General features: G+C 73.3%; 23 protein-coding genes. 9 read left to right on the top strand and 14 right to left on the bottom strand.

Translation table 11 applies throughout. From position 1 onward, the window contains the following. Positions 1-61 precede the first annotated feature (61 nt). Positions 62-1,807, top strand: coding sequence for a CocE/NonD family hydrolase (locus BKA00_RS03890; RefSeq protein ID WP_185023611.1), 1,746 nt, complete (start codon positions 62-64; stop codon positions 1,805-1,807). 18 nt (positions 1,808-1,825) lie between these two features. Here BKA00_RS03890 and BKA00_RS03885 read toward each other — a convergent pair whose 3' ends face one another. The 9 genes from BKA00_RS03885 to BKA00_RS03845 form a co-directional block, all read right to left on the bottom strand. Next, the gene (locus BKA00_RS03885) at positions 1,826-2,674 is read right to left on the bottom strand and encodes an ATP-grasp domain-containing protein (RefSeq protein ID WP_185023610.1); all 849 of its coding nucleotides are present in this window, start codon (positions 2,672-2,674) and stop codon (positions 1,826-1,828) included. 17 nt (positions 2,675-2,691) lie between these two features. Further along, on the bottom strand, positions 2,692-3,453 hold the full coding sequence (gene hisF / locus BKA00_RS03880; protein WP_185023609.1) for an imidazole glycerol phosphate synthase subunit HisF: 762 nt from the start codon (positions 3,451-3,453) through the stop codon (positions 2,692-2,694). Further along, the gene (gene priA, locus BKA00_RS03875; RefSeq protein ID WP_185023608.1) at positions 3,450-4,169 is read right to left on the bottom strand and encodes a bifunctional 1-(5-phosphoribosyl)-5-((5-phosphoribosylamino)methylideneamino)imidazole-4-carboxamide isomerase/phosphoribosylanthranilate isomerase PriA; all 720 of its coding nucleotides are present in this window, start codon (positions 4,167-4,169) and stop codon (positions 3,450-3,452) included. The genes hisF and priA overlap by 4 nt, the downstream gene beginning before the upstream one ends. A 34-nt stretch (positions 4,170-4,203) precedes the next feature. Continuing rightward, entirely contained in the window at positions 4,204-4,839 is a 636-nt protein-coding gene (hisH, locus tag BKA00_RS03870) for an imidazole glycerol phosphate synthase subunit HisH (protein WP_230298477.1), read from the bottom strand. Further along, positions 4,836-5,006 carry a hypothetical protein gene (locus tag BKA00_RS03865; RefSeq protein ID WP_185023606.1) on the bottom strand — a complete coding sequence of 57 codons (171 nt, stop codon included), beginning with the start codon at positions 5,004-5,006 and terminating at the stop codon, positions 4,836-4,838. The genes hisH and BKA00_RS03865 overlap by 4 nt, the downstream gene beginning before the upstream one ends. 2 nt (positions 5,007-5,008) lie before the next feature. Continuing rightward, entirely contained in the window at positions 5,009-5,602 is a 594-nt protein-coding gene (hisB, locus tag BKA00_RS03860) for an imidazoleglycerol-phosphate dehydratase HisB (protein WP_185023605.1), read from the bottom strand. Beyond that, on the bottom strand, positions 5,599-6,720 hold the full coding sequence (locus BKA00_RS03855; protein WP_185023604.1) for a histidinol-phosphate transaminase: 1,122 nt from the start codon (positions 6,718-6,720) through the stop codon (positions 5,599-5,601). The genes hisB and BKA00_RS03855 overlap by 4 nt, the downstream gene beginning before the upstream one ends. Further along, positions 6,717-8,024 (bottom strand): histidinol dehydrogenase, encoded by a 1,308-nt coding sequence (hisD, locus tag BKA00_RS03850; protein WP_185023603.1) that lies wholly within the window; start codon positions 8,022-8,024, stop codon positions 6,717-6,719. The genes BKA00_RS03855 and hisD overlap by 4 nt, the downstream gene beginning before the upstream one ends. Before the next feature lie 106 nt (positions 8,025-8,130). After that, positions 8,131-8,943, bottom strand: a complete 813-nt coding sequence (locus BKA00_RS03845) for a PhzF family phenazine biosynthesis protein (RefSeq protein ID WP_185023602.1) — start codon at positions 8,941-8,943, stop codon at positions 8,131-8,133. A gap of 121 nt (positions 8,944-9,064) precedes the next feature. On the opposite strand from BKA00_RS03845, the gene BKA00_RS03840 reads away from it, so the two are divergent. Beyond that, positions 9,065-9,727: an LON peptidase substrate-binding domain-containing protein gene (locus BKA00_RS03840; protein WP_185023601.1), complete on the top strand. Its 663-nt coding sequence runs from the start codon at positions 9,065-9,067 to the stop codon at positions 9,725-9,727. Between the two features lie 22 nt (positions 9,728-9,749). Further along, a complete protein-coding gene (ybaK, locus tag BKA00_RS03835) occupies positions 9,750-10,247 on the top strand; it encodes a Cys-tRNA(Pro) deacylase (RefSeq protein WP_185023600.1) in 498 nt (165 codons plus the stop codon). On the opposite strand, the gene BKA00_RS03830 is transcribed toward ybaK, so the two are convergent. Further along, positions 10,131-10,733: a hypothetical protein gene (locus tag BKA00_RS03830; RefSeq protein WP_230298478.1), complete on the bottom strand. Its 603-nt coding sequence runs from the start codon at positions 10,731-10,733 to the stop codon at positions 10,131-10,133. The genes ybaK and BKA00_RS03830 overlap by 117 nt on opposite strands. 128 nt (positions 10,734-10,861) lie before the next feature. Between BKA00_RS03830 and BKA00_RS03825 the strand changes: the two genes are divergently transcribed. Continuing rightward, positions 10,862-11,557, top strand: coding sequence for a DUF6882 domain-containing protein (locus BKA00_RS03825; RefSeq protein ID WP_185023599.1), 696 nt, complete (start codon positions 10,862-10,864; stop codon positions 11,555-11,557). 156 nt (positions 11,558-11,713) lie between these two features. Here the strand turns inward: BKA00_RS03825 and dnaE are convergent, their stop codons facing one another. Next, the gene (gene dnaE / locus BKA00_RS03820; protein ID WP_185023598.1) at positions 11,714-15,244 is read right to left on the bottom strand and encodes a DNA polymerase III subunit alpha; all 3,531 of its coding nucleotides are present in this window, start codon (positions 15,242-15,244) and stop codon (positions 11,714-11,716) included. A 458-nt stretch (positions 15,245-15,702) separates the two neighbouring features. Between dnaE and BKA00_RS03815 the strand changes: the two genes are divergently transcribed. From BKA00_RS03815 to BKA00_RS03805, 3 genes are all read left to right on the top strand, one after another. After that, complete coding sequence (locus BKA00_RS03815) at positions 15,703-16,065, top strand: chorismate mutase (RefSeq protein WP_185023597.1); 363 nt, start codon at positions 15,703-15,705, stop codon at positions 16,063-16,065. Positions 16,066-16,145: 80 nt separating this feature from the next. Then, positions 16,146-16,793 carry an AzlC family ABC transporter permease gene (locus BKA00_RS03810; RefSeq protein ID WP_185033646.1) on the top strand — a complete coding sequence of 216 codons (648 nt, stop codon included), beginning with the start codon at positions 16,146-16,148 and terminating at the stop codon, positions 16,791-16,793. Beyond that, complete coding sequence (locus BKA00_RS03805; RefSeq protein ID WP_185023596.1) at positions 16,790-17,101, top strand: AzlD domain-containing protein; 312 nt, start codon at positions 16,790-16,792, stop codon at positions 17,099-17,101. Before BKA00_RS03810 ends, BKA00_RS03805 begins: the two co-directional genes overlap by 4 nt. 21 nt (positions 17,102-17,122) lie before the next feature. Here BKA00_RS03805 and BKA00_RS03800 read toward each other — a convergent pair whose 3' ends face one another. Genes BKA00_RS03800 through BKA00_RS38590 form a run of 3 tightly spaced genes read right to left on the bottom strand, consistent with a single transcriptional unit; the run spans position 17,123 to position 19,163 of the window. Continuing rightward, positions 17,123-18,058 (bottom strand): RluA family pseudouridine synthase, encoded by a 936-nt coding sequence (locus BKA00_RS03800; RefSeq protein WP_185023595.1) that lies wholly within the window; start codon positions 18,056-18,058, stop codon positions 17,123-17,125. After that, on the bottom strand, positions 18,055-18,708 hold the full coding sequence (gene lspA, locus BKA00_RS03795) for a signal peptidase II (RefSeq protein WP_230298479.1): 654 nt from the start codon (positions 18,706-18,708) through the stop codon (positions 18,055-18,057). Before lspA ends, BKA00_RS03800 begins: the two co-directional genes overlap by 4 nt. 41 nt (positions 18,709-18,749) lie before the next feature. Beyond that, entirely contained in the window at positions 18,750-19,163 is a 414-nt protein-coding gene (locus tag BKA00_RS38590) for a TraR/DksA family transcriptional regulator (RefSeq protein WP_230298530.1), read from the bottom strand. Between the two features lie 799 nt (positions 19,164-19,962). Between BKA00_RS38590 and ileS the strand changes: the two genes are divergently transcribed. Together ileS and BKA00_RS03780 are read left to right on the top strand one after the other, a co-directional pair. Further along, complete coding sequence (ileS, locus tag BKA00_RS03785) at positions 19,963-23,136, top strand: isoleucine--tRNA ligase (RefSeq protein ID WP_185023592.1); 3,174 nt, start codon at positions 19,963-19,965, stop codon at positions 23,134-23,136. Positions 23,137-23,261: 125 nt separating this feature from the next. Then, positions 23,262-24,059 carry a DUF1707 SHOCT-like domain-containing protein gene (locus BKA00_RS03780; RefSeq protein ID WP_338072096.1) on the top strand — a complete coding sequence of 266 codons (798 nt, stop codon included), beginning with the start codon at positions 23,262-23,264 and terminating at the stop codon, positions 24,057-24,059. Positions 24,060-24,135: the final 76 nt, after the last annotated feature.

Below are 24,135 nucleotides of genomic sequence, written 5' to 3'. Positions count from 1 at the left end.
CCGGGGCCGCGGGACGGGTCGGTAACCTCGCTAGGAGTAGCGGACCGCGTTCGGAGACAGCATGGCGCCCTGGGACCGACTGCCCGTCCCGCCGATCAGGCTGCCCCGGCCGAAGGGCCTGCCGTGGCCGGCGGGGCTTTCCTGGCCGGCGGGTCTGCCGTGGCCGTGGGGCCTGGCCCCCTACACCGTCGAGCGCGACCTTCCGGCGACCATGCCGGACGGGGTCGTCCTCCTCGCCGACCGGTACGTCCCGGCCGGGGTGGAGCGGCCCCCCACCATCCTCGTCCGCACCCCCTACGGGCGCCGCGGCCCCGCCGCCCTCGCCAACGGCCTGCTGTTCGTCCCGTTCGGCTTCCAGCTGGTCGTGCAGAGCGCCCGCGGGACCTCCGGGTCCGGCGGCGAGTTCGACCCCCTCGGCAGCGAGCGCACCGACGGGCTCGCCACCGTCGAGTGGCTGAAGCGCCGGCCCTGGTTCCACGGCTCGTTCGCCACGTTCGGGCCGAGCTACCTCGGCTACGCGGCCTGGGCGATCGCCGCCGAGGCCGGGCCCGAGCTGAAGGCGATGTCCCTGCAGATCACCGCGTCCACCTTCCGGGACGCCGCCTACGTGGGCGGGTCGTTCGCGCTGGAGTCCACCCTCACCTGGACCGGCCTCACGCACCGCCAGCAGCGGCGGCTCGGCATGCTGACCGCGCCGCTGACGTCGCGTCGCCGCGCCGTGCGCGCCGCCCGCTCCGGCCGCCCGCTCGCCGAGCTGGACGTGCTGGCCGGCGGCGAGCCCATGCGCTTCTACCAGGACCTGCTCGCGAGCCACGGGGCCGCCAGCGGCTACTGGGACACCCGCGACTTCAGCGCCACCGTCGGCGAGGTCGCCGCGCCCGCCACCCTCCTCGGCGGCTGGTACGACGTGTTCCTGCCCTGGATGATCAAGGATTACCTGGCGCTGCGCGCCGCCGGGCGCGTCCCGTACCTGACGATCGGCCCCTGGTGGCACACCGACGCGCGGCACGGCCTCCCGGCGATCCGCGAGTCGCTCGCCTGGTTCCGCGCCCACCTGCAAGGCGATCCGTCCGGGCTGCGGCGCGACCCCGTCCGCGTCTACGTCACCGGCGCCCGCGAGTGGCGGTACTACCGCGACTGGCCCCCGCCGGGCACGCGGCGCGCGCGCTGGCACCTGCACGCGGGCGGCGGCCTCGGCGAGGACGGCCCGCGCGGCGCCGAACCCAGCGCCTACCGCTTCGACCCCGCCCGCCCGACGCCCGCGCTCGGCGGCCCCACCCTGCTCGGCAGCTCCCGCCCCGTCGACAACCGCCCGCTGGAGCGGCGGCCGGACGTGCTGGTGTTCACCTCCGCGCCGCTCGACGCCGACCTGGACGTCATCGGCCCGGTCGGCGCCGACCTGTTCGTCCGCTCCGACCGCGAGCACACCGACTTCGTCGTCCGGCTCTGCGACGTCTCCCCGGACGGGACGTCCCGCAACGTCTGCGAAGGCGGCCTTCGCCTGCCCTCCGCCTCGGCGGCGCCCGTCGGGACCGGCGGGGTGCTCCGCCTCGCCGTCGACCTGTGGCCCGCGGGCCACCGGTTCCAGCAGGGCCACCGCGTCCGCGTCCACGTCACCAGCGGCGCCCACCCGAAGGTCGCCGCCAACCCCGGCACCGGGGAGCCCCTCGCCACCGCCGCGACGAGAATGGTCACCGCCCGGCAGGAGGTCCTGCACGACCCCGACCACCCGTCCGCGATCATCCTTCCCGTCGCCGCGCGCTCCCCCGAGGCCGCGGCCCCGGCCCCCGAGGAGGAGGCCCCGTGACCGCGCCCCGGAGACGGCTCAGCGCACCCGGGAAATGATCGCCTTCGCGAGCCTCTCCGCGCTCCCCGGGGCGTGGCGGAGGTAGAGGGCGGGTTCGGTCAGTTCGAGCTCGATGAGCATCGGGGCGCCGTCCGGGCCGGGGATCATGTCGACGCGGGCGTAGAGGAGATCGTCGCCGTGCGGGACGGCGGCCAGGGCGCGGGCGGCCAGCTCCAGCTCGGCCTCCGTCGCCGTGGACGCGGTGACCTTCCCGCGCGTTGGGTCGCCCCAGACCGAGCCCTGGACGCCCGCCCCGGCGGTGAGGATCTGCGCCTTGCGCCCGGCGTGGCTGTACTCGCCGTCGAGGAAGACCAGCGCCGTCTCACCGGCCGTGTCGACCGCGGACAGGTACGGCTGGACCATCGCCGTCCGGCCCGCCTCGCGGAGCGAGCGCAGGTGGGCGCGGGCCGCGTCCTCCTCGCCGGGGCCCCAGCGGGCGGTGTCGCCCGCGCCGACCGAGACGGCGGGCTTGATGACGTACTCGGGCCACTGCGAGGGGATGTCGTCCGGATCCCAGAGGGTCGGGACGACCGGGACGCCCGCGTCGGCGAGGTCGCGCAGGTAGCGCTTGTCGGTGTTCCACCGCACGATCGCGGCGGAGTTGAGGACGCGGGGCAGGCTCTCCGCCCATGCCGCGAACTCGTCCCGCCGGGCGGTGTAGTCCCAGGTGGAGCAGATGACGACGAGGTCGCGGCGGGACCAGTCGACATCGGCGTCCCAGACGACGGGCTCGGCGGCGGCGCCCTCCGCCGCCAGGGCGCCGATCAGGTCCTGGACGTCGTCGCTTCCGTCGGGCAGCAGCGAGAAGGTCGCGAGAGCGATGTTCATACGGGGGGATTTCCTCTTCAGCGAACGGGCCTGCCGGCGGCGCCCAGCGCGGCCTTGACGTCGGAGATCTTGAGCTGGCCGAAGTGGAAGACGCTGGCGGCGAGGACGGCGTCCGCGCCCGCCTCCACGGCGGGGGCGAAGTGCTCGACCGCCCCCGCGCCCCCGCTGGCGATCACCGGGACGGTGACGGCCTCCCGGACGAGGCGCAGCATCTCCAGGTCGAACCCGGCCTTGGTGCCGTCGGCGTCCATGGAGTTCAGCAGGATCTCCCCGACGCCGAGCTCCGCCCCCTGACGGGCCCACTCGATCGCGTCGATGCCGGTGCCCTTGCGGCCGCCGTGCGTGGTGACCTCGAAGCCGGACGGCGTCCCCGCGGCGCGCCGGGCGTCCACCGACAGCACGACGCACTGCGACCCGAACCGGTGCGCGGCCTCCCGCAGGAACTCCGGCCGCGCGATCGCCGCGGTGTTGATCGAGACCTTGTCGGCGCCCTCGCGCAGCAGCCGGTCGACGTCCTCGACCGTGCGGATGCCGCCGCCGACCGTCAGCGGGATGAACACCTGCTCGGCGGTGCGCCGCACCACGTCGTAGGTCGTGGAGCGGTCGGCGCTGGAGGCGGTGATGTCGAGGAACGTCAGCTCGTCGGCGCCCTCGGCGTCGTAGCGGCGCGCCAGCTCCACGGGGTCGCCGGCGTCCCGCAGGTTCTGGAAGTTGACGCCCTTGACCACGCGCCCGGCGTCGACGTCCAGGCACGGGATCACCCGCACGGCGACGGTCACTTCACGGCCTCCAGGGCCTCTTCCAGCGTGAACGCCCCCGCGTAGAGGGCCTTGCCGACGATCGCGCCCTCGACGCCGTCGGGGACGAGCCCGGCCAGCGCCCGCAGGTCGTCCAGCGAGGAGACGCCGCCGGAGGCGACGACGGGCTTGTCCGTCCGGGAGCAGACCTCGCGCAGCAGCTCGGTGTTGGGGCCGCGCAGAGTCCCGTCCTTGGTGACGTCGGTGACCACGTACCGGGGGCAGCCGTCGTCCTCCAGCCGCGCGAGGACCTCCCACAGGTCGCCGCCCTCCCGCGTCCACCCGCGCGCGGCCAGCGTCGTGCCCCGCACGTCCAGCCCCACCGCGATCCGGTCGCCGTGCGAGGCGATGATCTTGCGGCACCAGGCGGGGTCCTCCAGCGCGGCGGTGCCGATGTTGACCCGGGCGCACCCGGTGGCGAGGGCCGCCTCCAGCGACGCGTCGTCGCGGATGCCGCCCGACAGCTCCACCTTCACGTCCAGCTTCCCGGTCACCTCGGCGAGCAGCTCCCGGTTGGAGCCGCGCCCGAACGCCGCGTCGAGGTCGACGAGATGGATCCACTCCGCGCCCGCCCCCTGCCAGGCGAGCGCGGCCTCCAGCGGCGCGCCGTAGGAGGTCTCGGTGCCGGCCTCGCCCTGCACCAGCCGGACGGCCCGGCCGTCGGCGACGTCGACGGCGGGAAGGAGCGTCAAAGTCATGCGGAAACCCTATCGATGCAGAGGGAACGAGTGCCTAGGCCAGGGTGGCGAGCCAGTTGCGCAGGAGCCGGGCGCCGGCGTCGCCGGACTTCTCCGGGTGGAACTGGGTGGCGCACAGGGGGCCGTTCTCGACCGCGGCGACGAAGCGGTCGCCGTGCTCGGACCAGGTGACCAGCGGCGCCGGGATGGTGCCGTTCGGGTCGGACTCCAGGTCCCAGCTGCGGGCGGCGTAGGAGTGGACGAAGTAGAAGCGCTCGTCGCGCAGGCCCTCGAAGAGCGCGGAGCCCTCGGGGACGTCCACGGTGTTCCAGCCCATGTGCGGGACGACCGGGGCGTTCAGGCGGTCGACCGTGCCCGGCCACTCGTCGCAGCCCTCGGTGGTGACGCCGTGCTCGATGCCCTTGGAGAACAGGATCTGCATGCCGACGCAGATGCCGAGGACGGGGCGTCCGCCCGCGAGGCGGCGGCCGATGATCTGGTCGCCGCGCACCGAGCGCAGGCCCGCCATGCAGGCGGCGAACGCGCCGACGCCGGGGACGACCAGGCCGTCGGCGGCGAGCGCGGCGTCCCGGTCGGCGGTGACGGTCACCTCCGCGCCGGCGCGGGCCATGGCGCGCTCGGCCGAGCGCAGGTTCCCCGAGCCGTAGTCGAGGATGACGATCCTCTTCACGACCACATCACTCCCCCGGCGACCGCGAACCCGGCGAGCACCAGCAGCAGCAGTGCGGCGATCTTGAGGCCCTGTTTGACGAAGCTGTACACGCCCGCCAGCAGGAACACCGCGACCGCGAAGATCACCACGGTGCCGTAGGTGAGGTGCAGGCCACCGATGTCCACGGCTACAGGGCCCCCTTCGTGGAGGGGATGCCGTGCACCTTCGGGTCGAACGCCACCGCGTCGCGCAGCGCGCGGGCGAGCGCCTTGAACTGCGCCTCGACGATGTGGTGGGCGTTGCGGCCGTAGGGGACGTGGACGTGCAGCGCGACCCGCGCGTTCGACACGAACGACTCGAAGACGTGCCGGGTCATCGTGGTGTCGTACTCGGGGCCGATCATCGGTGCCATGCCGTCCGGCTCCACGTGCACGAGGTAGGGGCGCCCGGAGACGTCCACGGTGACCTGGGCGAGCGCCTCGTCGAGCGGGATGGAGGCGTCGGCGAAGCGGCGGATGCCGGCCTTGTCGCCGAGCGCCTCGCGGAACGCCGCGCCGAGCGCGATCGCGGTGTCCTCGATGGTGTGGTGGCTGTCGATGTGCAGGTCGCCGGTGGTCTTGACGGTCAGGTCGAACGACCCGTGCTTGCCGAGCTGCGCCAGCATGTGGTCGAAGAACCCCACGCCGGTCGCGACGTCGACCTGCCCGGTGCCGTCGAGGTCGATCTCGACGAGGACCTGGGTCTCCCCGGTCCCGCGCTCGACTCGTCCCTTGCGCGTCACAGACTCTCCTCGTTGTTCTCGGTGCCGGCTCCCCGCGCCCGGCGGAGCGCGGTGCGGAAGGCGGCCATCTCCGCCGGGGTCCCGACGCTGACCCGCAGCCACTCGGGCGGGCCCACCTCCCGGATCAGCACGCCGCTCTCCAGCAGTTCCTCCCAGACGCGGCGGCGGTCGGGGAACGTCCCGAACAGGACGAAGTTGGCGTCGGAGTCGGCGACCCGGAGGCCCTCGGCGCGCAGCCACGCGACGAGGTCGTCGCGCTCGCGGCGCAGGGCCTCGACGCCGCCGAGCAGCTCCTCGCCGTGGGCGAGGGCGGTGCGCGCGACGGCCTGGGTGACGGCCGACAGGTGGTAGGGCAGCCGCACGAGCAGCAGCGCGTCGATCACGGCGGGGTCGGCGGCCAGGTAGCCGAGCCGGGTCCCGGCCATCGCGAACGCCTTGGACATCGTCCGGGTGACGATCAGCCGCGGGTGGCCGTCCAGCATCGTCAGCGCCGACGGGGTGCCCGCCCGCCGGAACTCGGCGTAGGCCTCGTCGACGACGACCATCCCGGGCGCGGCCGCGAGGACGGCCTCGATCGCGTCGAGGGGCAGCGCCGTGCCGGTCGGGTTGTTGGGCGAGGTCAGGAACACGACGTCGGGCCGGTGCTCCTCGACGGCCGCGACGGCGCGCTCGGGTTCGAGGCCGAAGTCCTCGTCGCGGAAGGCGTCGACCCAGCGGGTGCCGGACACCCCCGTGATGATCGGGTGCATCGAGTAGGACGGCTCGAAGCCGAGCGCGGTGCGGCCCGCCCCGCCGAACGCCTGCAGGATCTGCTGGATGATCTCGTTGGAGCCGTTCGCGGCCCACACCCGGGCCGCGGTGAGGCCCGCGCCGGGCGTGTCGGTGTTCAGGAACGCGGCGAGGTCCTCGCGGAGAGCGACCGCGTCCCGGTCGGGGTAGCGGTTCAGCGTGCCGGCGACGTCCATGACGGCCTCGCCGAGGGCCTTCACGAGCCGCTCGGACGGCGGGTAGGGGTTCTCGTTGGTGTTCAGCGCGTACGGGACGTCCAGCTGGGGCGCGCCGTAGGGCTCCCGGCCGCGCAGGTCGTCCCGCAGCGGCAGGTCGTTGAGCGAGGTCACGAAGGGGTCTCCCAGTCGAAGCGGGCCTGGAGCGCGGCGCCGTGGGCGGGCAGGTCCTCGGCCTCGGCGAGCGCGACGACGCGCGCGGTGGCGCCGGCGAGGGCGTCGCGGTCGTACTCGACGACGTGCACGCCGCGCAGGAACGACTGGACCGACAGCCCGGAGGAGTGGCAGGCGCACCCGCCGGTCGGCAGGACGTGGTTGGAGCCCGCCAGGTAGTCGCCGAGCGACACCGGCGCGTACCGGCCCACGAAGACCGCCCCGGCGTTGCGGACGCGCGCGGCGACCGCGGCGGCGTCGGCGGTCTGGATCTCCAGGTGCTCGGCGGCGTAGGCGTCCACGACCTTCAGGCCGTCCTCGACGCCGTCGACCAGGACGATGCCGGACTGCCGCCCGGACAGCGCCTCGGTGATCCGCTCGATGTGCCGGGTGCGGGCGACCTGCGCCTTCAGCTCGGCCTCGACCTCGTCGGCGAGCCGCGCCGAGTCGGTGACCAGGACGGCGGCCGCGAGCGTGTCGTGCTCGGCCTGGCTGATCAGGTCGGCGGCGACCTCCACCGGGTCGGCGGTGCCGTCGGCGAGGATCGCGATCTCCGTCGGGCCGGCCTCGGCGTCGATGCCGATCACGCCCTTGAGCAGCCGCTTGGCGGCGGCGACGTAGACGTTGCCGGGCCCGGTGACCATGTCGGCGCGGGGGCACTCCTCGGTTCCGTAGGCGAACATCGCGATCGCCTGCGCGCCGCCCGCGGCGTACACCTCGTCGACCCCGAGCAGCGCGCACGCGGCGAGGATCGAGGGGTGCGGCAGCCCGCCGAAGTCCTTCTGCGCGGGCGAGGTGACGGCGAGGGAGCCGACGCCCGCCTCCTGCGCGGGGACGACGTTCATGACCACGCTGGACGGGTAGACGGCGCGGCCGCCCGGCACGTACAGGCCCACGCGCCCGACCGGGATCCAGCGCTCGGTGACGGTGCCGCCGGGCACGACCTGCGTGGTGACGTCGGTGCGGCGCTGCGCGCGGTGCACGGCCCGGGCGCGGCGGATGCTCTCCTCCAGCGCGTCCCGGACGACCGGGTCGAGTTCGGTGAGCGCCCGGTGCACGGCGTCGACCGGGACCCGGACGCGCTCCAGCTCGACCCCGTCGAACCGGCTGGTGTGCTCCCGTACCGCCGCCGAGCCGCGATGGCGCACGTCCTCGCAGATGGGCCGCACCTTGTCCAGGGCGGCCTCGACGTCGAGTTCGGCGCGGGGCAGCACGGAGCGCAGGTCGCCTGGAAGCGAGCCGCGCAGGTCGATACGGGAAATCACCCGTCCAGTCTACGGAGTGCCCTCCGCCCCTCGCGCACCGTCTCACGTCGCGAGACGCCGTGTCGTCACGGCCGCGGGCCGCGGCGCTCCCGTACCGGCCGGGGCGTCAGGCCCGCAGGGTCCCGTCCAGGACGGTGACGGCCCGGCCTGCCAGGACCACCCGGTCGCCGTGCAGGGCCACGCGGACGTGCCCGCCGCGCGGCGACGCCTGGTAGCCGGTCAGGGCATCGCGGCCGAGGCGCTCGGCCCAGTAGGGCGCGAGGGCGCAGTGGGCGGAGCCGGTCACCGGGTCCTCGGCGTCGCCGGGCAGGACGCGCGGCGCGAAGAACCGGGACACGAAGTCGTGCTCCCGGCCGGGGTCGGCGGCCGCCGTGACGATCACGCCGCGGGCGTCGATCCCGGTGAGGGCCCCGACGTCGGGGCTCAGCCCCCGCACGCAGGCCTCGTCCGGAACCTCCGCGAGCAGGTCGTTCTGGGCGTTGCGGCCGGTGTGCAGCACGGTGGCGCCGAGGGCCTCCGCGAGCCCCTCGGGCTGCTCGACGGGGTCGGCGCGCATCACGGGGAAGTCCATCGCCAGCGCGCCGTCCTCCTCGGCGGTGACGGTGAGGACGCCGCTCCTGAGCGTGCGGAACCTGATCGGGGCGCCCGCCGCGGCCGCCCCCGTCCCGTAGAGGGCGTGGGCGGTGCCGAGGGTGGCGTGCCCGCAGAGGGCGACCTCCGTCCTCGGGGTGAACCACCGCAGCTCGAAGTCGGCGTCCGCGTCCTGGACCGGCCGCACGAACGCCGTCTCGGAATGCCTCATCTCCGCGGCGACGCGCTGCATCCACCCGGCGTCGGCGGCCTCGGTGAGCAGGCACACCCCGGCGGGGTTGCCGGCGAACGCGCGGCCGGTGAAGGCGTCGACGACGAGCATTCTCATGGCGCCGACGCTACACCTGCTTCACGCTGTGAAAAATCACCCCTTACCAAGATCATCATTCGCGACGTACCCTGGCGTCACGGGCGTTTCCGGTTGCGCCCAGGAACGCGGGAGAGAAGATGTGACCGAGCGGCTCGCCCTGTTCCCCCTGGGCACCGTGCTGTTCCCCGGCCTGGTGCTCCCCCTGCACCTGTTCGAGGACCGCTACCGCCGGCTGGTCGGCGACCTCCTCGAACAGCCCGAGCCGCGCGGCTTCGGCGTCGTCGGCATCGAACTCGGCCACGAGGTCGGCGAGGGCGCGGCGCACCGCCTCGCCGAGGTCGGCTGCGTCGCCGAGCTGCGCGAGGTGACGCCGCACCCGGACGGGCGGTACGACATCGTCGCCGTCGGCGCCCGGCGGTTCCGGGTGAAGGAGCTGGACCGCTCGCGGCCCTACCTGCGGGGCGAGGTCGAGTTCCTGCCCGAGGAGCCCGGCGCCGACCCCGAGCCCGCCGCGGCGCGGGTCCTGCGGCTGCTCCGGCTCTACCGGCGGCGCCTCAGCGCCGCCGGCGCGGGACCGCTGGAGGAGGCCGAGCCGCCGGGCGACCCGGTCGCGCTGTCCTACGCGGTCGCGGCGTCGCTCGTCCTGGACGGGCACGAGAAGCAGCGCCTGCTGGAGCACGACGACGCGGCGCTGCGCCTGGAGGCGGAGGGCGACCTGCTGGCCAGGGAGAACCGCATCCTGGACGTGCTCCCGATGATCCCCGCCGGGCAGTTCCTGGACGGGTCGTTCACGCCGAACTGAGCGTTCACGGCAGACTTCCCCCATGAGCACTGCCAAGGCCAAGGGCGGCAAGGGCACCCCCGCGACGATCGCCGCGGCGAAGGCCGGCGTCGACTTCACGCTGCACGCCTACGAGGTGGACCCGAACGCCGAGTCCTACGGGGAGGCCGCCGCGGACGCCCTCGGCGTCCCGCACGACCGGCTCTTCAAGACGCTGCTGGCCGAGGTCGACGGGACCCTCACGGTCGGCGTCGTCCCGGTGTCGTCCACCCTCGACCTGAAGGCGCTCGCGGCGGCGGCCGGCGGCAAGAAGGCGCGGATGGCCGACCCCCGCGACGCCGAGCGCGCCACCGGGTACGTCGTCGGCGGGATCAGCCCGCTCGGGCAGCGCAGGCGGCTGCCGACCGTGATCGACGCGTCGGTGTCAGGGCTCGCGACCGTCTACGTCTCGGCCGGCCGGCGCGGACTCCAGATCGAGCTCGTCCCCGCCGACCTCGTCCGCCTCACCGGCGCCCGCGTCGGCGCCATCGCCCGCGGGTAGCCGCCGCACGACCAGCTCCAGCAGCCCGTAGGCGGCGACCGCCGGCAGCGCCCAGAACACGAGGACGCCCTTGGCGCGCAGGTCGGCGACGCCGGTGACGGTGGTGCCGTCGCGGCCGTGGCGGACGACGTCCTCGTAGTGCCCGAGCCCGACCAGGTGGCCGGTCTGCCAGGCGAGGACGGCCGCCGCCGCGCCGCCCACGGCAAGCCCGAGCAGCAGCGCGGAGTCGTTGCCGCGCCCGCCCGCCAGGTAGGCGCCGGCGCCGCACGCGATCCCGGCGATGAGCGCGATCAAGGCGAAGCGGACGTCGATGCCGATCGGACCCTGCCCTTCCGGGTCGGCCAGAAAAGGCTCACCCTGCACGACCACGTACGTCACCTCAGGGGCGACCGCCGCCCACAGCAGGCCGGCGAACGGCCCCAGCAGCGTGACGACGGCGCTGGTGACCGCCCAGATCGCCAAGAGCCTCCCGGTGGGTCGCCGCACCTCGTACGCTCCTAGTTGCAAGTCGTCCGACAGCGAAAGCCTAGCCTGCCCAGGTCAACCGATCGACTCTCGAAGGGTGTCCGATTCCCGCCCACGGCAGCCCCGATTACTGGGATAATGTGCCCGACATGTCCGGATTCAGCCCCGCGTTCGAACGCCTCGGCGCCGCACTGGCGGCCGTCGTCCTGCAGCAGCAGGAGACGCTCGCCGAGTTCCTGCCGCGCGAGGACTGGAGCGCCGACCTGACCGCCCGCACCTACACCAGCGGCGGCGTCACGGTCCGCGTCTCGCTGCTCGGCAGCTACGCCGCCCGCGAGCGCACCTGGCTGTGGGGCTGGGCCAACCCCCAGTTCGGCGACGCGCACCCCGCCGTCGCCCCGACACTGGTCATCCGGGCCATCGGCGAACGCCTCGGCATCACCGAGTTCACCACCCCCGAAGTCGACCTGTCCTGGTACGAGGGCCCCGCCGGGCACGGCGGCGAACTCATCGCGATGGCCGCCGGCGGAGTCCTCGGCGGCGCCGGATACATCGGCGCGGGCTACGACGGCGGCTCCGCCTACCTGCACGTCGACGATCCCAAGGCGCCGCCCGCCCAATGGGACCCCGTCCCCCTCCCCCGCCTGCTGGCCAACGCCGCGAGCCTCTTCCCCCACGAGCCGCGCCTCACCCTCGCCGGGTTCCTGTCGCACCACCGCGTCCCCTACCGGCAGAGCGACGTCCTCACCGAAGTCGCCCTCCCCGGCGGCGGCACCGCCCGCGCCCACTTCGACGGAATCGGCCGCTTCGTCGACTGGAGAGCTGAACTTATTGCGGTTTCTTAGTTTTTCGGACCTTGGGGGCCCGAAAAACGAAGAAACCGCAGTGCGATCACTGGCATCGCGCCCGTCATCCGCCGTTGGCACGAGCGCGTGCGGCCCGGGGACAGGGCTGGCGGCGCGCCTGGGCGGGGCGCGCCGCTACGGCCGGCGGGGCCGTCTTCAGCCCAGGCAGGTTGGGCCCAGGAGTTGTTTGAGGTCGCCCATCAGGGCGGGGGACGGGGCCACGCGGAGTCGGTCGTCCAGGCGGACCACGGTCGTGCGGGGGCCGTTCTGGAGGTGGAGGTGCACCTCGGCGGTACCGGGGTGGGTGATCAGCACCTCCTTGAGGCGGGAGACCGTCGGAGGCGTGCACCGGCCCAGCGGCAAGGTGACCGAGAGCGGGCCGGTCGCGTCGGTGACGCTGAGGTCGGGCTGGACGACCTCCATCGCGATGATCTTCGCGACGTCCTCCCGGCGGTCCAGACGGCCCTTGACGACGAGGATGGCGTCCTCGGCGAGGAGGGTCGAGCACAGCTGGTAGGACGACGGGAAGCACATCACCTCGATCGAGCCGCCGAGGTCCTCCAGCTGGAACATGGCCCAGGAGTTGCCCTGCTTGGTGACCTTGCGCTGGAGGCCGGAGAGCAGCCCGGCCACGACGACCACCTGGCCGTCGGGGCGCTCGCCGCCGTTCAGGACGGCGATCGTGCAGTCGGCCTCCCGCTCCAGGATGTGCTCGACGCCGAGGAGCGGGTGGTCCGACACGTAGAGGCCGAGCATCTCCCGCTCGAAGGCGAGAAGGGTCGTCTTGTCCCACTCCTCGCCCTCGGGGATCGCGACGGCGAACGCGTCCTCGCCGCCGTCCTCCTCCAGGGCGCCGAACAGGGAGTCCTGGCCGACGGCCTCCTTGCGCTTGATGTCGATGACCGAGTCGATGGCCTGCTCGTGCACCATCAGCAGCGCCTTGCGCTGGTGGCCGAGCTCGTCGAACGCGCCCGCCTTGATCAGCGACTCCACGACCCGCTTGTTGCACACCGGCGGCGGGACCTTGTTCAGGAAGTCGTTGAAGTCGGTGTAGGCGCCCTTCTCGCGGCGGGCCGCGACGATCCCGTCCACGACGTTGGTGCCGACGTTGCGGACGGCCGACAGGCCGAACCGGATCTCGGTGTCGCCGAGCGGGGTGAAGTCGGCCTCGGAGGTGTTGACGTCGGGCGGCAGCACCTTCAGGCCCATCCGGCGGCACTCCGACAGGTACAGGGCGCTCTTGTCCTTGTCGTCGCCGACGGAGGTGAGCACGCCCGCCATGTACTCGGCCGGGTAGTTCGCCTTGAGGTAGGCCGTCCAGTAGGAGACCAGGCCGTACGCGGCGGAGTGCGCCTTGTTGAAGGCGTAGTCGGAGAACGGGACGAGGATGTCCCACAGGGTCTTCACGGCCTCCTTGGAGAAGCCGTTGTCGATCATGCCCTGCTCGAACCCGACGAACTGGGCGTCCAGCTCGGCCTTCTTCTTCTTGCCCATCACGCGGCGCAGCAGGTCCGCCTTGCCGAGCGAGTAGCCCGCCACCTTCTGCGCGATCGCCATGACCTGCTCCTGGTAGACGATCAGGCCGTAGGTGGTGTCGAGGATCTCCCTGAGCGGCTCCTCCAGCTCCGGGTGGATCGGGGTGATCTCCTGGGCGCCGTTCTTGCGCAGCGCGTAGTTGGTGTGGGAGTTCGCGCCCATCGGGCCCGGCCGGTAGAGGGCGCCCACGGCCGAGATGTCCTCGAAGTTGTCCGGCTTCATCAGCCGCAGCAGGGACCGCATGGGGCCGCCGTCGAACTGGAAGACGCCGAGGGTGTCGCCGCGGGCGAGCAGGTCGTAGGTCTTCTGGTCGTCCAGCGGGAGGGCGAGCAGGTCGACGTCGACACCCTTGTTCTTCCGGATGCCCTGGAGCGCGTCGTCGATGATGGTCAGGTTGCGCAGGCCGAGGAAGTCCATCTTCAGCAGGCCGAGCGACTCGCAGGTCGGGTAGTCGAACTGCGTGATGATCGCGCCGTCGGCGTCCCGGCGCATGATCGGGATGTGGTCGGTGATCGTCTCGCCGGACATGATGACCCCGGCGGCGTGCACGCCGGTCTGGCGGATCAGGCCCTCCAGGCCCTGCGCCAGGTCCATGATCTGCTTGACGTCGGTCTCTTCCTCGTACAGCTTGCGCAGCTCGCCCGCCTCGCCGTAGCGCGGGTGCTTGTCGTCGAAGATCCCCGACAGCGGGATGTCCTTGCCCATGACGGCGGGCGGGAACGCCTTGGAGATCCTGTCGCCGAGCGCGTACGGGAAGCCGAGGACGCGGCCCGCGTCCTTGATGGCGGCCTTCGCCTTGATGGTGCCGAACGTGGCGATGAAGGAGACCTTGTCGGCGCCCCACTTCTCGGTCGTGTACTTGATGACCTCGGCCCGCCGGTCTTCAGGGAAGTCGATGTCGATGTCGGGCATGGACGCGCGCTCGGGATTCAGGAACCGCTCGAAGATCAGCCCGTGCGGGATGGGGTCGAGGTCGGTGATGCCCATCGCGTAGGCGATCAGCGAGCCCGCGGCGCTGCCGCGTCCCGGGCCGACCAGGATGCCATTCTCCTTGGCCCACATGATGAAGTCGGCGACGACGAGGAAGTAGGACGGGTACCCCTTGCCGAGGATGACGCCCATCTCGTACTCGGCCTGCTCCTTGTAGCCGTCCGGGAGGCCGTCGGGGAAGCGGCGCTCGAGGCCCTTCCAGACCTCCTTGCGGAACCAGCTCTCCTCGGTCTCGCCCGCCGGGACGGGAAAGCGGGGGCTGAGGTCGCGGTACTCGAACATCCCGGCGGGGTCGACGCGCTCGGCGATCAGCAGCGTGTTCCGGCAGCCCTCTGCCCAGATGTCGGAGGAGTCGATGGCGCGCATCTCCTCGGCCGTCTTGAGGTAGTAGCCGCTGCCGTCGAACCGGAACCGGTCGGGGTCGGCGAGCTGCTTGCCCACCTGGACGCACAGCAGCGCGTCGTGGGCGGTGGCCTCGGACTCGTGCGTGTAGTGGGAGTCGTTGGTGACGACCGGCGGGATGTTCAGCCGCTTGCTGATCTCGATGAGGCCGTCGCGGACGCGGCGCTCGATCTCGAGGCCGTGGTCCATCAGCTCCAGGAAGTAGTTCTCCTTGCCGAGGATGTCCTGGAAGTTCGCGGCGGCCTTCAGCGCCTCGTCGAACTGGCCGAGCCGCAGCCGGGTCTGGACCTTGCCGGACGGGCAGCCGGTGGTGGCCATCAGGCCCTCGGAGTGCTCGGCGAGCAGCTCCTCGTCCATGCGGGCGTACTTGAAGACGAAGCCCTCGGTGTAGGCGCGGCTGGAGAGCTTGAACAGGTTGTGCAGCCCGGCCCTGTTCCGCGCCCACAGCGTCATGTGGTTGATCAGGCCGCCGCCCGAGACGTCATCGCGCTTCTGGCTCGGCTCGCCCCAGTGGACCTTCTTCTTGTGGTACCGGGACTCGGGCGCCATGTAGGCCTCGATGCCGATGATCGGGGTCACGCCGGCCGCGGTCGCCTGCTTGTGGAAGTCGTAGGCGCCGTGCATGTTGCCGTGGTCGGTCATCGCGATCGCCGGCATCTTCTGCCGGCCGACCTCCTCGAACATCTGCTTCAACCGGGCGGCTCCGTCGAGCATGGAGTACTCGGTGTGAACGTGCAGGTGAACGAAAGAGTCGGCCATGCGTGCTGCGCCTCCTGCTCGTCGCATGCGACCGCCCACGTGCAGGGTTCGGCACGTGGTCGCGGCATCGGTACCGGGGGAAGTCGTCGGGCCGGCGGGCGCCGGAACGACGCGGCTCTGAGAGCCTAACCCGCATCCCTGGTCACTCGCGCCCCGACTCGCCCAATCCCGGGCGGCCCCGTCCCGCCGTCTCGGAACGCGGGACGGGATGTCCGGAGTTTGGCCCGCCGGTCGGCACGGCATACGATCGTGGCCGTGGAACGTCGCCATCCCAGCTTTACGCGGCCGGCTCCGGGCGAGCCGGTCGCGGCCGCGACCTAGCGACGACCCCGGAGCCGGCCGAGGCGGAGTCCCAGCGGACTCCGCCTTTCGTGTGGAGCAGCCTTTTCGCTGATCAGGCGCGGCCCGGGGGCACCCGCTCCCCTCGCCCGGACGGGCCGCGCGAGAGGGGATCCGAGATGAACGACCAGGTGATCGACCCCGTCGCCGAGGACGCGGGCCGCCCGGTCCGCGAGCCGTCCGCCGAGATGCGGGTCGCGCTGCCGTCGGCCGCGACCGTCACCACGCTCGCCGAGGCCCGCGAGGCGATCGACGCCCTCGACGCCGCCCTCGCGACGCTGCTGGAGCACCGCGCCGCGGTCGCCGCCGTCGTCCAGCGGCTCAAGCCGGTCGGCGGCTTCGCCGGCCGCGACCCCGAGCGCGAGCGGCGGATCGTCGAGGCCATGGCGGCGCGGGCCCCGTCCCTCGGCCCGGACCGGCTCGCCCCCATCGTCAACGCGATCATCGAGGCCGGGCTGGACGCGGCCGAGTCCGGCCGGTGAGCGCGCCCGGGACCGGGCGCGCGGCCGGCGGGGACGTCCCGGACGAGACCGCCCCCGACGAGGCCGCGCGGGCCGCCGCGGTGCGCGACGGGCTCAGCGTGGGCGTCGCCGTGGGGGTGTCCGGCCTGGCGTTCGGCGCGGCGGCGATCACCGCGGGGCTCACGGTCGCGCAGGCGTGCGCGCTGAGCCTGCTGGCGTTCACCGGCGCGTCCCAGTTCGCGCTGGCCGGGGTGATCGGCGGGGGCGGCGGGCTGGTCGCCGGGACGCTCGGCGCGGTCCTGCTCGGCGGGCGCAACGCCCTGTACGGGATGCGGCTCGCGGCGACGCTCGGCGTCCGCGGCCGGCGCAGGCTGGCCGCCGCGCACGTGGTCATCGACGAGACGGCCGCCGTGGCGACCGCGCAGCGCGGGCCGGCCGCGGCCCGCGCCGGGTTCTACACGACGGCGATCACCCTCTACCTGGCGTGGAACCTCACCACGCTGCTGGGCGCGGTGGGCGCGGCGAGGCTGGGCGACCCCGAGGCCGTGGGCCTGGACGTCCTCGGCCCGGCGGCGTTCCTCGCCCTTCTCTGGCCCCGGCTCACCGGCGGGCGGGCGGCGGTCCGCGTCGCCGTCGCGGCGGCGGTGGTCGCGGTGGCGGCGACGCCGGTGCTGCCGCCCGGCGTGCCGGTCATGCTGGCCGCCGTCGCCGCGCTGCCCGCCCTGCTCGGCCGGAGGGCCGCGCCGTGAGCGTCTGGATCGCGGTCATCGCCACCGGGCTCGGCTGCTACGCGCTGAAGCTCGGCGGGCTCGTCACCCCGCGCCGGATGCTGGACGACCCCCGGGTGCGCCGGTTCACCGAGCTGGTCCCCGTCGCGCTGCTCACCGCGCTGATCGCCGTCCAGACGCTCACCGACGGCCGGACGCTGGAGCTGGACGCCGCGCGGCTGGCGGGCCTGGGCGCCGCCGTGGCCGCGCTCCTGCTGCGCGCGCCGTTCCTGGTGGTACTGGTCGTCGCGGCCGGAGTCGCGGCGGGGCTGCGCCTGCTCGGTCTCTGACGGCCCGCCCGGGGCCCGGGCTCAGGACTCGGCCGCGACGATCTCCAGAGCGCGGGCCAGGTCGTCCGGGTAGGGGCTCTCGAACTCCACCCACTCGCCCTTGGTGGGGTGCTCGAACCCGAGCCGGACGGCGTGCAGCCACTGCCGCCGGAGGCCGAGGCGCTCCGCCAGGGTCGGGTCGGCGCCGTAGGCCATGTCGCCCACGCACGGGTGCCGGATCGCCGACATGTGGACGCGGATCTGGTGCGTGCGGCCCGTCTCCAGGTCGATGTCGAGCAGCGACGCCGCCCGGAACGCCTCGACGGTGTCGTAGTGGGTGACGGACGGCTTCCCGCCCGCGACGACCGCGAACCGGCCGTCGCCGGAGGGGTGCCGGTCGATGGGGGCGTCGACCGTCCCGCGGAACGGGTCGGGATGGCCCTGCACGAGCGCCTGGTAGCGCTTGTCGATGCGGCGCTCCTTGAACGCCCGCTTGAGCCGCGAGTAGGCGACCTCGCTCTTCGCCACGACCATGGCGCCGGTGGTGTTGGCGTCCAGCCGGTGCACGATCCCCTGCCGCTCGGACGCCCCGCTCGTGGCGATCGTGTGCCCGGCCCCGAGCAGCCCGCCGAGGACGGTCGGGCCCGTCCAGCCGGTGGTCGGGTGGGCGGCGACGCCGATCGGCTTGTTCACCACGACGATGTCGTCGTCCTCGAACAGCACGCCCATCCCGGGGACGGGCTCGGCGACCGGGGCGGGCGGCGCGGGCGGCGGCGGGAGCGTGACCTCCAGCCAGGCGCCGGCGTGCAGCCGCTCGGACTTGGTGGCCACGGGCGCGCCGTCCAGCGCGACGTCGCCCGCGGCGATGATGTCGGCGGCGATGCCGCGCGACAGCCCGAACAGGCGCGCCAGGGCGGCGTCGATCCGCTCGCCTTCCAGGCCGTCGGGGACGGGGAGGCTGCGCACGTCGCCGGTCACGACTTCTCCTCCGGCGCCGGGACCTCGGCCTGCCCCTCGGACTCACCGGCGGCGGCGTCCTCGGTGGCGCCGCCCTCAGGGGCGTCCCCCTTGCCGGAGGAAGGCTCCGGGTCCGGGCTCCCACCCTCGTCCGGGGCCTCGTCCGCGCCGGAGCCCTCGTCCTTGAGGCGCGTCCCGTCCACCTGGAGGCCGCGCGCCGCCAGCAGGACGGCCAGCACGCCGCCGCAGACGATCGCGGAGTCGGCCAGGTTGAACACCGGCCAGTGCGGCAGCTGGATCCAGTCGACGACGTGGCCCTTCAGCGGGGCCGGGGCCCGCAGCAGCCGGTCGATGAGGTTGCCGACCGCGCCGCCCAGCAGCAGCCCGAGGCAGACCGCCCACGGTGCGCTGCGCAGGTTCCGGGCGGTCCGCAGGATCGCCACGACCACCCCGCAGGCGATCAGCGTGAACACGATGGTGTAACCGGTGCCGATCGAGAACGCGGCGCCGCTGTTGCGGGTCTCGCGCAGCGTCAGCAGGCCGCCGAGCAGCCGGACCGGCTCGCGGTCCTGCAGCGTCGACACCACGATGATCTTGGACACGATGTCGGCGGCGAGCGCGGCCAGGGCCACGGCGACCAGCACGCCGACGCGGCGCGGCCGGGGAGACACCGCGGTCTCCCCGGCCTGCCGCTCTGGGTTCGTTGAGTCGCTCAGCGACGTTCCTCGCGTTGTTTGCATGTCACACACAGGGTCGCACGCGGAAAGGCCTGGAGGCGCGCCTTGCCGATCGGCCTGGCGCAGGACTCGCAGATCCCGTACGTGCCGGCGTCCATCCGCTGGACGGCCCGCTCTATCTGGGCGAGCAGGTCCTGTGAATTGTAGGCCAGCGCGAGCTCGTGCTCGCGCTCGTAGGTCTTGGCGCCCGCGTCGGCCTGGTCGTCGCCGGCCCCGTCGCTGGCGTCGCCCTCGGCGATCTGGCTGGCGGACGCGGCGATCTCTCTGCGCAGCCCCTCGATCTGCTCCTCCAGGCCCGCCCGCACCTCGGCCAGCTCGGCCGGCGTCCACTGGTGCTCCCCCTCGCGGACCGGCAGCACCGCGGCCGCCGTCCTCGCCGGTTCCCGCACGTCCGGCGCCGCCGCCCCGGCCGGCTTCGCGGACCCGCGCCGGGCCGCCTTGCCCGGCTTCACGGCGGTGCCCTTCGCGGCGTTCTTCGCGGCGCCCGGCTCGGCGGCGTCCTTTCCCGCCCCGCCCTTTCCGGCGGCGCCCTTTTCCGGGGCGTCTTTCTCAGCCGTCCCTTTTCCCGCAGCGCCTTTCCCCGCCGAGCCCGGTTTCGCGCCCGTTCCCGCGGCGGGCTTCCTGGCCCGGGACGGCCGCGCCGTGCCCGGGCTCTTGCTGGCTGCGGGCGTCGTGCCCCTCATCGCGCCGGCCATGTCGGCCTCCCTCGCGCTGGTCGCCTCAACGGGCAGTGCGGGCAGCATTGGTCCCCTCTCTCGGGCACGGTAAACAACCTGGGCCGTGTTACCGACCGCTTATGCCCGGTCGCCGAACGCATGGAAACTCCCCGGCTGCGTACGAGATCGCAAAGGAACCGTGTCCCCGGGGACGGAAAAGGGGAAGAGAGGGGGCCCGGCGTGCGTTAAAGTCGGGACGAGCAGTCGCATGGCAGGTACTGATGGGGACACCTGCCGCCGCACGCAGCCATGAGCGACCCGGGGACGGTGCGAGCCCGGGGGCGAGCCCGGCGGTCTGATCACCCCGGAGCCGCCGGAAGAACCGCCCCGCCGAGGGGCCCAGTAGACCCGGCCGCCAGACTGGAACGAAGCGGACCGCGCCGTACCGGCACGGTCAAGGAGGGTGGTACCGCGGGGCAGCCGCCTCGTCCCTCCGGTCAACGTGTTCGCGTCGATCCGGAGGTCCGCCATCGTGAGCCGAGCTTTTCGGCCGCTGCCCGCGCAGGTCGATCTGCCCGCCCTGGAGCGGGACATGCTGCGCCGCTGGCAGGAGAACAAGGTCTTCGAGCGGTCGCTCGAGCGCACCGCGTCCGGGACCCCGTGGGTGTTCTACGAGGGGCCCCCGACCGCCAACGGGATGCCCGGGGTCCACCACGTCGAGGCCCGCGTCTTCAAGGACGTCTTCCCGCGCTTCAAGACCATGAAGGGCCACCACGTCCCGCGCAAGGCCGGCTGGGACTGCCACGGCCTCCCCGTCGAGGTCGCCGTGGAGAAGGAGCTCGGCCTCACCGGCAAGAAGGACATCGAGGAGTACGGCGTCGCGGAGTTCAACGCCCGCTGCCGCGAATCGGTCCTTCGCCACGTGGACGCCTTCGAGGAGATGACCGAGCGGATGGGCTACTGGGTCAACACCGACCAGGCCTACCGCACGATGGACCCCGAGTACGTCGAGGCCGTCTGGTGGTCCCTGAAGCAGGTGTTCGACAAGGACCTGCTGTTCCGCGACTTCCGCATCACGCCGTACTGCCCGCGCTGCGGGACCGGCCTGTCCGACCACGAGCTGGGCCAGCCGGGCGGGTACGAGACCGTGTCCAGCCCGTCGGTGTTCGTGCGGATGCCCGTCACGTCCGGTCCTCTGGCCGAGATGGGCGCCGCGCTGCTGATCTGGACGACGACCCCCTGGACTCTGGTGTCGAACACCGCCGTGGCCGTCCACCCGGACGTCACGTACGTGGCGGCCCGGCCGCAGGGTTCCGACGAGGTCCTCGTGGTGGCCGAGCCCCTGGTCGACCAGGTCCTCGGCGAGGGCGCCGAGCGGCTCGCCACGTACCAGGGCACCGAGCTGGAGCGGACTTCTTACCGGCGGCCGTTCGACCTCGTCGAGATCCCCGACGCGCACTACGTCGTCCTGGGCGACTACGTCACCGTGGAGGAGGGCACGGGCCTCGTCCACCAGGCCCCCGCGTTCGGCGGCGACGACATGACCGTCTGCAAGCGCTACGGCATGCCCATCGTCAACCCGATCGGGCCGGACGGGCGGTTCCTGCGCGAGGTGCCCCTGGTCGGCAACAAGTTCTTCAAGGACGCCGACGAGCCGCTCACCGACGACCTGCGCGCGCGCGGGCTGCTGTTCCGCGGCGGGCACTTCGACCACAGCTACCCCCACTGCTGGCGCTGCCACACGCCGCTGCTCTACTACGCGCTCCCGGCCTGGTACATCCGCACCACGCAGATCAAGGACCGGCTGCTGGAGGAGAACGAGAAGACCAACTGGTACCCGGAGACCGTCAAGCACGGCCGGTACGGGGAGTGGCTGCGCAACAACGTCGACTGGTCGCTGTCCCGCAGCCGCTACTGGGGCACGCCGCTCCCCCTGTGGGTCTGCGGCGAGGACGAGGAGCACGTCACCTGCGTCGGGTCGCTCAAGGAACTCGGCGAGCTGGCGGGCCGCGACCTGTCCGCGCTCGACCCGCACCGCCCGTACGTGGACGACGTCACCCTCCCCTGCCCCCGGTGCGGGGCGGAGGCGCGCCGCGTCCCGGACGTGATCGACGCCTGGTACGACTCCGGGTCCATGCCGTTCGCGCAGTGGGGCGCCCCCCACCGCAACAACGACGTCTTCGAGGACGCCTACCCGGCCCAGTACATCTGCGAGGCCCAGGACCAGACCCGCGGATGGTTCTACTCGCTCATGGCCGTCGGGACGCTGGTGTTCGACCGGTCCTCCTACGAGAACGTCGTGTGCCTCGGCCTGATCCTCGCCGAGGACGGCCGCAAGATGAGCAAGCACCTCGGCAACGTGCTGCGGCCCATCCCGCTGATGGACCAGCACGGCGCCGACGCCGTCCGCTGGTTCATGGCCGCGAGCGGGCTGCCGTGGGCGTCCCGCCGCGTCGGGCACGGCGCCCTCGAGGAGATCGTCCGCAAGGTCCTGCTCACCTACTGGAACACCGCGTCCTTCTTCGTCCTGTACGCCAACGCGGCGCAGGCGCAGGGGCGCGCGTGGACGCCCGACCGGCTGGCCGAGGCGCCCGCCCCCGCCGACCGCCCGCTCCTGGACCGCTGGGCGCTCGCCGAGTTGCACCGCACCGTCCGCGAGGTCGACGCCGCGCTGGAGGAGTTCGACACCGCCCGCGCGGGACGCCGGCTCTCGCAGTTCGTGGACGACCTGTCCAACTGGTACGTGCGGCGCTCCCGGCGGCGCTTCTGGGAGGGCCCGGAGACGGCCGAGGGCTCGGCCGCGTTCGCGACGCTCTACCAGTGCCTGGAGACCCTCACCCGGCTGATGGCGCCGATCGTCCCGTTCATCACCGACCACGTCTGGGACGTGATCCGCCCCGAGGACGGCCCCGAGTCGGTGCACCTCGCCGAGTGGCCCGCCGTCGACGAGGGCCTGCTCGACGAGGAGCTGACCGAGCGGATGGCGCTCGTCCGGCGGCTGGTCGAGCTCGGCCGGTCCGCGCGGGCCGCCAGCGGCGTGCGGACCCGCCAGCCCCTCGGCCGCGCGCTCGTCGGCGCCCCCGGCTGGTCCGCGCTGCCAGAGCAGCTGCGCGCGCAGATCTCCGAGGAGCTGAACGTCCTCGGGTTCGAGGAGCTGTCCTCGATCGGCGGGGACCTGGTCGAGTACGAGGTCAAGCCCAACTTCCGCGAGCTGGGCAAGCGCTACGCCAAGGACACCCCGAAGGTCGCCAAGGCGATCACCTCCGCCGACCCGGCCGGCCTCGTCCGGGCGCTGCGCGCGGGATCGGCGCAGGTCGAGGCCGACGGCGTCGGCGCGGTGCCGCTCGGCCCCGACGACGTGATCGTCACCGAGCGCCCCCGCAGCGGCTGGGCCGTCGAGAGCGCCGCCGGCGAGACGGTCGCGCTCGACCTCACCGTCACGCCCGAGCTGCGCCGCGCGGGGCTGGTGCGGGAGGCCGTCCGGCTCGTCCAGGAGGGCCGCAAGGCCGCCGGCCTGGAGGTGACCGACCGCATCGACCTGTGGTGGGAGGCCACCGGCACCGACCTCGCCGAGGCGCTGCGCGCCCACGGCGACGAGGTCGCCGCCGAGGTCCTCGCCGCCTCGGTGACCGAGGGCCGCCCCGAGGGCCTGACCGCGACCCGCGACGAGGACCTCGGCCTCACCTACTACCTCCGCAGGGCGTGATCTAGCCCGGAGGGCGGGCTCCTCCGCCGCGACCAGGCCCGGACAGGCCGGGTCGCGGCGGAGGTGTCCGGAGAAATTTCGCGATGGGGTTCTTCGCGACACATCGCGTTTGCGATGATGGATCCGTGAATCTTCCCGAGCAGCCGTCCGGTTCCGAACCGCCCGCGCGTCCGTCCCCCGCGAGCATGCGCGCGTCGGACGCCGACCGCGACGAGGTCGCCGACCGCCTGCGCGAGGCCCTGGCCGAGGGGCGCATCACGCCGGAGGAGCACGCCGAGCGCATCGACGTCGTCTACAGCGCCAGGACCTACGCCGAGCTGGAGCCCGTGCTCAGCGACCTGCCCTCGCAGCACACGCCGCGGCCGCGGGTCGACCTGCGCAAGGAGGAGGCGTCACCGCTCCCGCCCCCGCCCTCGCAGACGCCGCACGTCGTCGCGGTGTTCAGCGGGGCGGAGCGCAAGGGCCGCTGGCTGGTCGAGGCGACCACCACGGTCACCTGCGTCTTCGGCGGCGTGGAGCTCGACTTCCGGCAGGCGGTCCTCAGCAAGAGCGAGGTCACCCTCTCGGTGAACTGCGTGTTCGGCGGCGTGAACATCATCGTGCCGCCGGGCGTGCGGGTCATCGGCTCCAATGTCACGATCTTCGGCGGCACCGACCTCCCGGAGGACGACACCGTCGACCCGGACGCGCCCGTCATCCGGCTGACGGGGATGCTGCTGTTCGGGGGCGTCTCGGTCGAGCGCAGGGCCGTGGGCGAGAAGCGCGGCCGCTCGCGGCACCGGGACCATCACCAGCTCCACCGCGAACACCAGGAGCTGCACCGCGAGCACCACGAGGAGGTGCGGCGGCTGCACCGCGAGCGGCGCGACGCGCGCCGGGACCGCCTCCGCGAACTGCGCGACGAACGACACCACGGCCGCTGACCTCGGACGGCTCCAGCCGCCCGGGGCGCAGGTGGAGACGGTTCCGGGTGCAGACCGTTCCGGCCCGTACGAGCCG

This window comes from Actinomadura coerulea (genome assembly GCF_014208105.1).
GTDB classification, from domain to species: Bacteria; Actinomycetota; Actinomycetes; order Streptosporangiales; family Streptosporangiaceae; genus Spirillospora; species Spirillospora coerulea.
Note: the sequence above shows the minus strand (reverse complement) of the source record. Positions and strands in the feature narration are given on the sequence as shown.

Bases quoted from the DNA above. Each gene is read 5' to 3' on its own strand.
- BKA00_RS03845 (WP_185023602.1), bottom strand. From the start codon at position 8,943: ATGAGAATGCTCGTCGTCGACGCCTTCACCGGCCGCGCGTTCGCCGGC.
- priA (WP_185023608.1), bottom strand. From the start codon at position 4,169: ATGACTTTGACGCTCCTTCCCGCCGTCGACGTCGCCGACGGCCGGGCC.
- BKA00_RS03890 (WP_185023611.1), top strand. From the start codon at position 62: ATGGCGCCCTGGGACCGACTGCCCGTCCCGCCGATCAGGCTGCCCCGG.
- BKA00_RS03815 (WP_185023597.1), top strand. From the start codon at position 15,703: ATGAACGACCAGGTGATCGACCCCGTCGCCGAGGACGCGGGCCGCCCG.
- BKA00_RS03885 (WP_185023610.1), bottom strand. From the start codon at position 2,674: ATGAACATCGCTCTCGCGACCTTCTCGCTGCTGCCCGACGGAAGCGAC.
- BKA00_RS03825 (WP_185023599.1), top strand. From the start codon at position 10,862: ATGTCCGGATTCAGCCCCGCGTTCGAACGCCTCGGCGCCGCACTGGCG.
- dnaE (WP_185023598.1), bottom strand. From the start codon at position 15,244: ATGGCCGACTCTTTCGTTCACCTGCACGTTCACACCGAGTACTCCATG.
- ybaK (WP_185023600.1), top strand. From the start codon at position 9,750: ATGAGCACTGCCAAGGCCAAGGGCGGCAAGGGCACCCCCGCGACGATC.